We start from the raw sequence: 12,093 nt of genomic DNA on the forward strand, positions 1-12,093 counted from the left end.
TTTCGCCTACAAACATAGCATGTAAATCAGCGGGTTTATCGACTCTCTCACGCTCCAATATTGCAAATACATGCTGATACAGTACGTTCTTTTTTATGGTGGTTGAACCCCGTTAAATAAACTGTAAGGGTTGGCACTGTGTACAAACCGTTGCAGCTTTGACCGCCCAGATCAGAGGACTGCGAACAGAAAAATGCTAACGATCGAGCCAATCCGTCACCACGATATTTCTTTTGTTAGAGGTTGTTTGCTATGGAAGTCTTAAATCCAAACTGTGCCGGTATGGATGTTCATCAAGAGAAAATTGTTGTTTGTGTGTTAAATACGGATACAGAAGGCAACGTCCCCAGCGAGGTGCGAACGTTCTGAACGTTGGTTTGAGCTGCAAAGTTGGCTGGAGTCCAAGTCTATTACTCATGTCGCCATGGAAAGCACGGGTCTCTACTGGGAACCGGTCTACAACATTTTGGAAGGTTACTTTACTAAAACATTCGCTAACGCTCAGCGTATCAAGAACGTTCCGGGCCGCAAGACAAATATCAGCGATGCCGAGTGGATTGCCAAACTCTTGCGCGTAGGATTGATCGAGGCCAGTTTCATTCCTCACGAAGATCTCCGGGAGATGCGTGACTTATGCCGATAGCGCAAAAAGCGTGTTGGTAATCTTACGGCAGAGAAAAATCGATTCAGAAATACTTGGAATCTTGCAACGTCAAGCTTGGTACCGTTATTTCGGATGTATTCGGTGTATCCGGACGAAACTTGCTTGACCGCCTGATCACACAAGGTTACGTCGATGCTGACGATGTAGATGCATGCGTAAGAGGCTCGATAAACAACAAAAAAACAACAAGTGACCGATTCCTTATTCGGGACGATCACTCCTCACCAGATGGAGCTGATTCGGGACTGCTGGCACAATATTGAGTTTCTTCAACAATCCATTGCAAGTCTGGAGGAGAAGATCGACAAGCATCTGCAGCCGTATCAAGATGAATATGAGCTGCTGCAAACCATACCTGGTATCAGCGAAACAACAGCCGCGGCACTGATTGCGGAGATTGGCGAAAGATGGATCAGCTTCCTTCCGCCGAACATTTATCCTCTTGGGCTGGCGTAGCACCCGGCAACCACGAGAGTGCCGGCAAAAAAGTACAAAAAGCGTAATAGGCAATCCTCATGCCAAAGTAGCCTTATGCGAAGCGGCTTGGTAAATCGCTCGCTCCCGAAACACAGAGTTGTCAACGAAGTTCTGGAAAATCGCATCCAGACGCGGCAAGAAAAAAGCTTGTATTGCCATTGCACGGAAGCTAATCGTTATCAGCTATCATATGCTAAAAAACAAGCAAGCTTACATTGAAGGCGGACCAAAGCAAGTTCATCAAGCAAGTTGACGTAATAGTATTTCCAAATAACGCTTCGTGCATACGTGAGGCCCTGAAAATAAAGGGACCGGGCATCGAAACCCATCTGATATGCTCCCCTTAAACAGGTGAAATAACAATAACCTTTTGCTATAAGGGGAGCATATCAAGGAATCCTACGGCTCTTTTTCATTAGCTTCCGGTCCCTCTGCTTCTTACAATGCTTGCTTGCCTGCACGTTCGCGCCAATAGTTCAGCAAATCCTCCAGCGTCCGTTCCAACGGGATCTCGGGCTTCCAGCCAGTCTGCCGGGAGAATTTGCTGTTATCACCCAGCAAAATCTCGACATCCGACGGCCGCATCCGGCTCGGATCCGGCACGATATCGATGTTGACGTTGCTGAAGGAGAGCAGCATGCTCAGCATTTCGCGAATCGTGACGCAGGAGCCGGAGGCGATGTTGTAGCATTCGCCGGGCTCGCCTTTTTCCAGAGCAAGCCAATAGGCCCGCACGACATCCCGCACATCCGTAAAATCCCGCTTCGCGTTCAGGTTGCCGACATGAACGACCGGCGGCCGAATTCCCTTCTCGATCTCGGCAATCTGCTTGGCGAAGTTGGACGTCACGAACTGCTCGCCCCGGCGAGGGCCCGTATGATTAAAGGTACGGGTGCGGAGCACATGCAGACCGTAGCTTTTGAAGTATTGGTATCCTAGATAATCTTGTGCTGCCTTGCTCACAGCGTACGGACTGAGCGGCCGAAGCGGATTGTCCTCGGTAATCGGCGTCTCATGAGGCTCGACATGCCCGTATTCTTCACTGGAGCAAGCGAGCTGGATCTTGCAGTCCAGATCGTGACGGCGGACCGCCTCGAAAATATTCAGTTGCCCCGCCACATTGTTCGTAATCGTATCGACGGGAGAATTCCAGGAGGTCGGGACGAAGCTCTGCGCCGCCAGATGGAAAATCAAATCCGGCTTCTCCTGCGTCAGCAGCGTCTCGACGGAGAAAGGATCGCGCAGCTCGCACTCGGCCAGATGAATCTTCGATTCGATATGGCGGATATGCTCCATCCGGCTCCGGTTGCGAATCGTTCCGACTACCTCGACGCCCCGATCAAGCAAATATTCTGCCATATGGCTTCCGACAAACCCGGAGACACCGGTAACCAGCGCTTTCATGTAAGGGAATCACCTCTCTCATATAGTTGCGGCATGGGGGCGGAGACTACGGGCTCCGCGCACCCGGCACAGACCTACTCATCAGATGCCACATCTTATGGGATTCACCTATAAAAGGCCACGGCATTCGTACCGGTTTCTGATTTTATTGCCTATGGAACTGCATCAAGCTCCCGTTGAATATCATGCGAATCTCCGTAAGGAAGGAACTTGGCGACATCAGGCGGAATGCCATGCCGCATGCAGTAGGTCTCCTTCGTGTCGCCAGGGAGCGCCACGGTGCTGTCCAGGAGCAGCCGGAGCGCGAACTCGTTCGCCTGCCGCTCGTACTTGCCGACGGAGAACAGCGTGTTCCGCTCGATGAAGAAATGGCCGGTTCCCGTATGCAGCCGGTCATGCGCCAGCTCATGCGCGCAGACGAAGCGCTGCCACTCGAACGGCAGATCGGTATTGATCACGATATAGCGGCGGCGCAGCTTGCGGTAATAGAAGCCGCGCGTCGAATTGCCGAGCCGCGCCTGCTTGACGATAATGTTCAACCGCTGCGCCAGTTGAAAAGGACAGTTCGTTTTGTATTTTCGAATCAGCTTGCTTACGATGTTCTCAACATCCATGCCATGCACCCCGCGGTTTCAAGGTTCGAATGCTCATTCCGTTCGCTTCGGCTTCCGTTTGTTCCTCTTCTTCGCATCCCAGAACAAGGCTTCCAGCACTTGAATGACCCGTTCGCGGTCGTCTTCGTCCATCGGCACGCCATCGAACATTACTTCCGGATCTTCCTCCAGCATTTTGCGGAAATCACGCTTGTCCTTGGCAGTGGCCCATTCCGGAATCGTCCCCGCCGCATGCAGCGCGAGCGGGTTGTCTGTCCGCCCGAGCAGATAGTCGGCAGAGGTGTGCAGCATATCGGCCAGACGACCGATAATATCGCTCGGCGGCGTCGTTCGTCCCGCTTCATAGTTGGCCACATTTGCCCGCTTCATATCCAGCGCATGCGCGACGTCATCCTGGGAGAGGCCGTGCTTCAAGCGGAGCTGCTTGATGCGTGAACCCATCACTTCTCTGTTCTTGCCAGTCATCGTTATCACCCTCGTCCTTTAATATATGAACATCAATTCATCATTGACGCTCAATTCGGCGGTATGGTATGCTTGCAGTATAACATTACGAACATTTGTTCTCAATAGCTTTGCTGTACGTTGCTAGAAATAAATTTCTTACAGTATAAATCGTTATTGTAAATAACGGAAGAGTTACAATGCTTATTTATGCAGGCGGCATGACCTATCATTATTTTCTCGATGTTGTTTTTAATAACTTTCTATATTTATTTTATATTATAAATAACGTATTGGGGAGTGGTTCACGATGTTGGCAACCATTAATCGGACAGAGACGCGCAAGCAGGTAGAATCGGTGTTGGCTGTGGCGAAGCTGTACCGCAAAGCCGGAGCGGTTCGGCGGGAGATGCGGACGACGCTGGCTTATATTCCCCGTTATCATGGCGCGACGCACAAGGTTGGGAAGCCGGTCGAGGAGACCGCGGTCCACAATGTTGAGAGGGAGCAATATATGAAGACCGTTCATGACAATGTGACTAAGGCGATTGCGCATCTCGGCGAGGCGGAGCGGGGCGTGATCGAGCGTTGCTATCTCAGCCCGCAGAACAGCACGCCGGATTATTTGCTCTGCCATGAGATGAATGTTAGCGAGCGCACCTTCCGCCGCATTAAGGCGCGCGGCGTCATGGAGCTGGCCTTCCTGCTCGGGCTGGAAGTGTACGCGGAGTAGCGCTGGCATGGGCCGGAGGGGAGCCGCGTGGCGCAGGCTGTTCCGCCGCTGGCCTGCCCTGTGTCCGCTCGTTGGCCGGATGCTGGCACACGGAAGGTCGGCATCGGGTGATAAGATGATAGTGTGAAGTGGTGTGCCGCTGGACCTGCTGTCAAGGTGGGCGAGTGGCAGACCGTTAGGAGAGACCATTCGGATGATGATGCCGGGTGGTCTTTTATTATTGGCTCGCTTCACGGGAACGTACGCCGGAGCTGCAGGGGGGGAGAAGAAATGTACAATGCCGAGGTGAGTCATGCGTACCCGGAGCATACGCTGCGCTTCCGGGTACAGTATGCGCTTGCGCTGCTGCGGGAGCGGGAGCCGGTCAGCAAGATGGAAGCTATAGCGCAGGAGGAGCGGATTCGGGATGGATAAGCATCTGGAGGGGGCTTCGTTGCGCAATGTTATCCGCCAGCGCTTGATCGATCGGATTCCGGCTGTCAACGGCAAGGTCTTGGACACAGGCGCTGCGGAGGCGGGCGAAGCGAAGCCCTACCTTGTTCTCACCATAGGTTCCGAGACGGTAGAGAACGACTGGGCCGGCTCCAGCTGCAAGATCGAGGTGACGCCGTATGCGGCGCCTGCGGAGCTACCGCATGTGGACAGCCTGGCCGGCGCCGTCATCTCTGCGCTGGATCGTCAACGATTGACGGACGCCATCAGCGGCCAGTCCATCCTCTGCCGGTACACAGGCACAGGCGCGGACACGGTGGATGAGAAGCTCAAGGCGGTCACCCGAAGTGTCCAGTTTGAAGTGTTTTCCCTTGGGTGGATGTCACATGCGCCGCTGGATCCGGATCCGGTCGCGGCGATGGCCGTATGGACTCGCGATCGCTTCCCGGCGATAGAGACCGATCCCGCAGTCTGGAACCCATCGGAGGATACTCCCGCTTTATATTGGCGTGTGGCCGCCATCCGCAGCATCCAGACGGTGAGTCAGGGGGCCTGGATTGATGCGACGCTGCGCGGGCATATGCTGGTTCCGCATGCGGAAGCGCGCAGCCGCTGGCTGGATCTGACGGTGCGGCAATTGGCGCTCGACGGGCAGGTGCGCATGCTGGATCAATCCCCGATGCTGATCCAGAGCGTATCGGCTGACGGAACCCAGGACGCTTGCCGCAGCGGACAGATCTCGTTTGATGTCCGGTTCGGCATCCTGCAGACGGCGGCGTCATCGCCGCTGCTCGACCATATTCATATCGGAGGTGCGTAACATGGCGGAAGCCATAGAGTCCAAACCAAGAAAGCGGCAGCCGGAAGCCTCTTATACGAAGGCAGAAATTATGGCTGCCCCAGCTCAATTCGGTGTCTCGGCCGATGCGATGGCGGGAGCCTTGCGCCGGGTCCCGACAGACAGCTTGACCCGAGCGGAAGCGGAAAAGGCAGTTCAACAATTTCAGAAAAGGCAGGTGTAGCCCATGTCAGGGGCAACGTTTATTTTAGGTGAACAGAAGATTCGGCCGGACGTCTATGTCCGTTGGCATAATGCCGGCGGCGCCCGTGTCGTCACAGGAACCGTCGGCGTGGCTGCGGCCGTGATCCAATCCAACTGGGGACCGCTTGCGCAAGTCGTAACGGTAGAAGCACCTGGTGAATTGGCCGGGAAGCTTGGCGACGGCCAGGGCCCGGATTGCATCCGGGAAATTTTTGCGGGCGGAGCCAGCACGGTGTTGGCCGTTCGCGCCGGCACAGGGGGAACCCAGGCAACGCTTGAATTGAACGACAACGCGGATCCGGCGGCCAAAGTGGTCCGGCTGCTCACCAAGTATCCAACGACGCGGCAGATGACGGTCACGATCCGCGACTCCCTGGAGGATGTGAGCATGCGGGAGTTCGTGCTGCATGAAAATACACGCCAGCTGGAACGGCTGCTGTTCGCCAAAGGGAGCGAGCCGGAGCATCTAGCCGCGGTCATCAATGAACAGAGCCAGTACTTGACGGCGGCCAAAATAGCGGACGGAGCCGGGGAACTCGATGCGCTGCTGGATGCCCCGCTTACGGGCGGTGCAGACCCAATCGTTACCGGTGCAGACTACGCGAATGCGTTTGAACGTCTCGAACGCAAATTTTTCGATACCGTAATTGTGGATTCGGAGGACGCCTCCGTTCATGCCTCCCTCCATTCCTTCGTGAAGCGAATGCTGGCCGAAGGCGGCGGGCGAATCATCGGCGTGGTCGGCGAACCGTCCAGTGTTCCGTTTGCGACGCGCAAGACGAATGCCATAGCATTCAATGATTTTGCCATCGTCTATGTCGGCAACGGATTTCGGAGCGCCAACGGTTCCGTGGAAGGTGCAAGAGCGGCTGCCCGGGTTGCCGGCGTCATTGCTTCGAGCGCGTACAATGCCAGCTTGACGCATGTTCCTATGACCGGCTCCATCGACCTGGTCGGGGAACTGACGAATGCGCAGTACAAAGAGGCGATTCAATCCGGGATGCTTACCTTCTCGCTCAACCCGGACGGCATGGCGCAAATTGATTACGGCATCAACACGAAAGTGACGCTTCTGGCCGACGAAGACGAAGGCTGGAAGAAAATTCGCCGCACCCGCACGCGCTATGAGCTGATCGATCGGATCGTGTACACGCTGCACCCATACCTCGGCAAATGGAACAACAACGCGGATGGCCGCGCCTTTGTGGTGACGATTGCGAACGGCATCATCCAGACGATGATCCGCGAGGGCGGGCTCGAAAGCGGTCAACTGATTGTGGACCCTAATTACCCGCCGCAAGGCGATTCGGCCTGGTTCCGCTTCTCGGATCTGGTCGACCTGGACAGCATCGAAAAAATATACCTGGATTTCGGCTTCCAATTCTCGCCGCAATCTGCGTAACCGTAAGGAGGAACAACGATGGCACAAGACGCACGTTATATTTTCCGCGACTGCGTTCCTGATGGAAGCATCGACATCGCCAATGTGCAGGTAGGCGAGATTATTAACCGTTCATGGAGCTTCCGGGTCAATAGCCCGCCGGACATTCAGCAGATGGTGGATCGCGGCGCCTTCGATTTCCGGAATGTGTCCAGAGGATACAATGGTGAATTATACGATGGCGAGGGCACCTTCCTTGCCGAAGTCAACACTTGGCAGGCCCAGCTCAACGTGACGAACAGCGATTACCAGCCGGCAGGTCAGAAGCATACCTGGGCATTAATGCAGAGCTACAGCATGACGCTGACCTTTACCGAGACGGTGGTCCGCGATGCGGTACTGTTCAAGCGCCTGGTCGACAGCTTGCGCTCGCAAGCGCCGGATGCCGTATTTAATTTCACCGGCGTGATCCGTGCAAGCCGCTAATCTCGAGAGGGCAACCCACTTAATGGAGGATAGATATTCATGAAAAAAGACAATGAACCGATCCAGTCCGAAACGCTTTTGGCCAACGAAACGGATATCCTGCGCGGTCTTCTGGATGCGGCGGCGAGCACGGAAGGAGAACGGCAAGCCATCGAAATCGCCCGCAAAGGAAAGGTGTTCTTCCGCTTCAGCATTCGCCCGTTGGCGGAGGCGGAATATAACGCGTGCCGGGACAAGGCGACCAAGTATAAGAAAAACCGCCGCCTGGGCGGCATCAAAATGCCGGACGACACCGACACGGCGAGATACCGCTCGTATCTGATCTATGAGGCGACGGTGCCCGAAGATCAGCAAAAAGTATGGAACAACAAGGCGGCCTGGGATCAGCTCAATGTCATCAGCGGCGTACAGCTTATTGACAAGGTTCTGCTCCCTGGCGAAAAGGATGCGATCATCGAGCAGATCGACCGTCTGTCGGGCTATGATTTGGATGATGACGAGAGCAGCGAGGCGGAGGAAGTCATAAAAAACTAATAGAAGCGGGAGGGGTTGCCACCCTCCTGCATCATATTTTCCAGCGCCAGGGGAAATTCCCTAGCGAGGTGATGAAGCTGCCCGAAGGAGAGCGGCTTTTTTGTCTTGTCAGCACCAAGCTGGCGCTGGAAACCGAGATAGAGGAACGGAAGCGAACTGCATCGCTGGGAAGAGGGTGATTGCGGGTGGCGAAAGAAGCCTATCGCATAGATATATCCGTGGCCGTCGACGATCGTTCCGAACCCGCTCTTTCGAAAATAGAAGGTAAAGTGAGCAAGCTGGACAAAAGCGTAGAACGCACGCGCAAGCAGCTCGAACGGATGAACCGGACCCGGTGGCAGATGGCGGTCCATGTAGCAGATCGGGCATCTGACGCGCTGGTCGCGATTAATGCTCGAGTGCAGTCCATATCAGGGAAAACGTTCCGGTTTACAGTTCGCATCCTTGATTACGCTACCCGGCCATTGCGCATGCTTGGCCGGCTGGTCAGCGGCGGCATGGCCTTGCTCGGTCCGGCGCTTGGAGCCGCTGCATCCGGGCTGGCGGGTCTGTTCCGGACCGCCGCGAAGTTCGAGCAGAGCATGGCGAATGTTCGTGCGGTCACCAATGCCAATGAGCAAGACTTTGCCGCGCTCAATCAGCGTGCCCGTGAGTTGGGCACATCGATGCCTTTTACGGCCACTGAGGTTGCCGATGCCATGGGATCTCTCGCTGGCGCCGGCTTCACCGCCAAGCAAGTACTCAACGGGATCGGCCCGACCTTGCTGCTTGCCTCTGCCGGCCAAATGGATCTGGCGGAAGCGGCGAACCTGGCATCGGGCGTGCTGTTCGGCATGCGCATGCCCGCGGCGCAGCTGGAGCGGGTCGTAGATGTCATGGCCAAAACGGCCGCGACGGCGAACACGAGCATCTCGCAGTTGGGCAGCGCGTTCTCCCTTGCGGCTCCGGCTGCGGCAGACGCGAACGTCGCTATCGAGCAAATGTCTGCCGCTATCGGGGTGCTGTCCAGTCATGGCATTCAGGGCGAACGCGCAGGTAAGGCCATGAGCCTGACGCTCTCGCAGCTTAACGACACATCGAGTCCTGCGGCGAAGAAGCTGAAGGAGATGGGGCTGAACCTGTGGGACGCGCAGCACGCGTTCAAGGGATTGACTCCATTCATGGCGGAAGTCGAACGCAAGGGATTGCGGCTTGCCGATGTGGCCCATGCGTTCGGCACGGAAACAGCCGATGCTGCTGGCATACTGCTGAACATGGGATCGGAAAGCTTCGCAGCCTATATCAAGCAACTGGAGCAGGCGCAAGGCGCCGCCAAGAAGATGTCCAAAATTCAGGAGGATACCTTGCTCGGTTCCATCCGGCGGCTGTCAGGGGCATGGGAAGGCATCGCGATCTCGATTGGAATGCAAGCCGTGCCTGCCTTGAGAGCCTGGATCGACCGGATTGCCGAAGCGTTTACGCAAAGCAATGGGCTGGCGGACATGATCGGCGGGAAAATCAACCATGTCTTTACGAAGCTGCTCGACATTATGGATTCGGATGCCTGGAACAACGCCGGCGTGTTCGGGAAAATCCGGTTGCTGTGGGATGAAATTGTGGTCGCTCCCTTCAACGAGTGGTGGAGCGGCGGCGGACGCGAACGAGTGATTGAAGCCGCGCACAAGATCGGGGCAGCCCTGGGCGGAGCGCTTGGCGGCTACCTGATGGGGGTGCTCGGCATGGCATCCAAAGACGCGGATGTTGATGCTTCACCATTCGTCCAAGCCGGTTCCACAGCCGGACGGGCCTTCCTCGAGGCATTCCTTGAAGCATTCGATGCGGGGAAAATCGTGGGCAAGGCTCTTGAGGCGTTCAAAAATGTGCAGCCAACCTGGCTCGGCGGCGACACAAGCAGTCCGCTGGGTCAGACATTGGCGCTGATGATGGATGCTTGGATCTTATCCAAGACTGTCCAAGTCCTGGGTAAGGGGAAACAGTTCTATAAAAATGCGAAAAAATGGATTGGAGGAGGATCATCCTCCACCATGGCCGAGACGACAGCAACTGCCGCTACGCGAACCGCCCGCGCTGGCACCGCTAAGCGTTCGCCATGGTACCGCCGCTGGCTTGGCGGCACCACGGCAGCGGACGCGATGCCGGGCCCGGCGGCACAGTTCCCGCCGGATTACCGTCCCGCCGGGAAGCGGTACTGGCGCAGCATCCCGCTGGATCGCACATATCGCCGGGACGAAGTCGTGCGCATGGCCAACGCCGGGCAGCTCGGGCGGTATAGTGAGCTGGAGAGAGCGTTTGGCGGCCAGCCGGGTCCGGCGGCGCAATTCCCGCGGAATTATCGTCCCGCCGGGAAGCGGTACTGGCGCAGCATTCCGCTGGATCGCACGTATAGCCGGGACGACGTCGTGCATATGGCCAACGCCGGGCAGCTTGGCCGGTATAATGAGCTGGGAAAAGCGGTCCACGGCTCGGTTCCAACTCCGAAGGCAAACTGGATGCCCAGATGGTTCCAAGGTGGGAATGGCAAGGGAATGGGCTTCCTTTCTCGAACTGTCGGTAAAGTGAAGCTCCCTTTTTCAATTCTTTTTGATGCAGTCAATATCGCTGCTGCCGAACCAGGAGAAGAACGAAATCAGGCTATCGGCGGAGCGATCGGAGGTTGGGGCGGATTTGCGGCTGGATCTGCTGCCGGTGCTGCTATTGGTTCCGTGATTCCTGGAGTCGGAACGGTTATCGGTGGTACGGTGGGTGGTATTATCGGCTCGTTGGGCGGTGGCGCACTTGGTGAATGGGTTGGGAAAGAGTGGGGAAACCTCGTATCCTGGTTTGATTCATCCGTGTGGTCGCCACTCAAGGAAGGCGCCGCTGCGGCAGGACAGTGGTTAACTGACCAATGGGGCGAAGCCAAAACTTGGATAACGAATCAATGGAATGGCATCAGCGACTGGTTCGGCTCGAACGTCTGGACGCCACTCAAAGACGTAGGCATTAACACGATTAACTTTACCGTCGGCTTGTGGGACATGGGAAAAGAAACGGTGAAATCCATTTGGGATCCGTTTGCTTCCTGGTTTGACGAGACGGTCTGGCTACCGATCAAGGAAGGCGCGGCGATTGCAGGTCAATGGTTTTCCACCCGTTGGGGCGAAACGAAAGAAGAGCTGAAAAATACATGGTCGGATGTGTCTGGCTGGTTCGGAACGAACATATGGGACCCGATCAAAACAGGGGCGGAAAATGCTTCTGGCTGGATTCAGGACAGGTTCGGAGAAGCGAAAAATTGGGTGCAAAATGTGTGGTCTGATCTAACGAGCTGGTTCGACCAAAACGTGGCCCAGCCCGTGTCAGACTGGGTTGGTGACGTGAGGGACCGGGGTTCGGAAATTACCGGTCTTCACACAAGCGACCACCATGGGGTTAAAGCTTACGCCCACGGCGGATTCATAACCCGCCCCCACATCGGGCTGGTTGGCGAGGCGGGGCCGGAAATGATCGTGCCTCTCTCTCCAGGCAAGCGAGCGCGGGGGCTGTCGCTGTGGCAGCAAGCGGGTTATATGCTTGGCGTGCAGCCTTATGCCATGGACGGCTTGGCTGGCGGACCGCAATTGAACCTCAGCGCCCCGGCGTTGACGGAAGAGGCCGGGTTATCAACCGCCAGCTCCTCCAAGAGCCTGGGCGGCATCCATCTTGGCGGCGTGACGCTGAACTTCACGCTGGACGGCAGCAGCGATAATCTGCTTGAATCTCTCCGCCGGAACGGCGAAGAAATCGCGGACTATATTGGCGGCGTGATTGCGCAGAAGATCGAAGACGCAGCGCAAAACCGTATATAAAAGACCGGGGGAATCGACTCATCGCCAAACGCTTCAGGTTCAAGCCACCTTCTTG

General features: G+C 56.1%; 11 protein-coding genes and 1 pseudogene. 9 read left to right on the forward strand and 3 right to left on the reverse strand.

All coding sequences use genetic code 11. The features are described from left to right. Positions 1-252 precede the first annotated feature (252 nt). Positions 253-1,394 (forward strand): annotated as a pseudogene (locus DQX05_RS14105) (IS110 family RNA-guided transposase). A 185-nt stretch (positions 1,395-1,579) separates the two neighbouring features. Here the strand turns inward: DQX05_RS14105 and DQX05_RS14110 are convergent. From DQX05_RS14110 to DQX05_RS14120, 3 genes are all read right to left on the reverse strand, one after another. Next, positions 1,580-2,545 (reverse strand): GDP-mannose 4,6-dehydratase, encoded by a 966-nt coding sequence (locus DQX05_RS14110; RefSeq protein ID WP_119794220.1) that lies wholly within the window; start codon positions 2,543-2,545, stop codon positions 1,580-1,582. 152 nt (positions 2,546-2,697) lie between these two features. Continuing rightward, entirely contained in the window at positions 2,698-3,159 is a 462-nt protein-coding gene (locus DQX05_RS14115; RefSeq protein WP_119794221.1) for an ImmA/IrrE family metallo-endopeptidase, read from the reverse strand. 33 nt (positions 3,160-3,192) lie between these two features. Beyond that, positions 3,193-3,624, reverse strand: a complete 432-nt coding sequence (locus DQX05_RS14120) for a helix-turn-helix domain-containing protein (RefSeq protein WP_006675223.1) — start codon at positions 3,622-3,624, stop codon at positions 3,193-3,195. Positions 3,625-3,913: 289 nt separating this feature from the next. On the opposite strand from DQX05_RS14120, the gene DQX05_RS14125 reads away from it, so the two are divergent. From DQX05_RS14125 to DQX05_RS14155, 8 genes are all read left to right on the forward strand, one after another. Then, positions 3,914-4,336, forward strand: coding sequence for an ArpU family phage packaging/lysis transcriptional regulator (locus tag DQX05_RS14125; RefSeq protein WP_087445039.1), 423 nt, complete (start codon positions 3,914-3,916; stop codon positions 4,334-4,336). A 270-nt stretch (positions 4,337-4,606) separates the two neighbouring features. After that, entirely contained in the window at positions 4,607-4,750 is a 144-nt protein-coding gene (locus DQX05_RS30785; protein ID WP_182914744.1) for a hypothetical protein, read from the forward strand. Beyond that, a complete protein-coding gene (locus DQX05_RS14130) occupies positions 4,743-5,588 on the forward strand; it encodes a 3'-phosphoadenosine 5'-phosphosulfate sulfotransferase (RefSeq protein WP_182914745.1) in 846 nt (281 codons plus the stop codon). The genes DQX05_RS30785 and DQX05_RS14130 overlap by 8 nt, the downstream gene beginning before the upstream one ends. A 1-nt stretch (position 5,589) precedes the next feature. Next, complete coding sequence (locus DQX05_RS14135) at positions 5,590-5,790, forward strand: YqzN/YkzM domain-containing protein (RefSeq protein ID WP_119794222.1); 201 nt, start codon at positions 5,590-5,592, stop codon at positions 5,788-5,790. 3 nt (positions 5,791-5,793) lie between these two features. Continuing rightward, on the forward strand, positions 5,794-7,212 hold the full coding sequence (locus DQX05_RS14140; RefSeq protein WP_119794223.1) for a phage tail sheath subtilisin-like domain-containing protein: 1,419 nt from the start codon (positions 5,794-5,796) through the stop codon (positions 7,210-7,212). Between the two features lie 18 nt (positions 7,213-7,230). Further along, the gene (locus DQX05_RS14145) at positions 7,231-7,677 is read left to right on the forward strand and encodes an endoglucanase (protein WP_119794224.1); all 447 of its coding nucleotides are present in this window, start codon (positions 7,231-7,233) and stop codon (positions 7,675-7,677) included. Between the two features lie 39 nt (positions 7,678-7,716). After that, positions 7,717-8,211, forward strand: a complete 495-nt coding sequence (locus DQX05_RS14150; protein ID WP_119794225.1) for a phage tail assembly chaperone — start codon at positions 7,717-7,719, stop codon at positions 8,209-8,211. Between the two features lie 185 nt (positions 8,212-8,396). Beyond that, positions 8,397-12,038, forward strand: a complete 3,642-nt coding sequence (locus tag DQX05_RS14155; protein ID WP_259391990.1) for a phage tail tape measure protein — start codon at positions 8,397-8,399, stop codon at positions 12,036-12,038. Positions 12,039-12,093 lie beyond the last annotated feature (55 nt).

Origin of the sequence: Paenibacillus thiaminolyticus, from assembly GCF_003591545.1 — a bacterium.
GTDB lineage: Bacteria > Bacillota > Bacilli > Paenibacillales > Paenibacillaceae > Paenibacillus_B > Paenibacillus_B thiaminolyticus_A.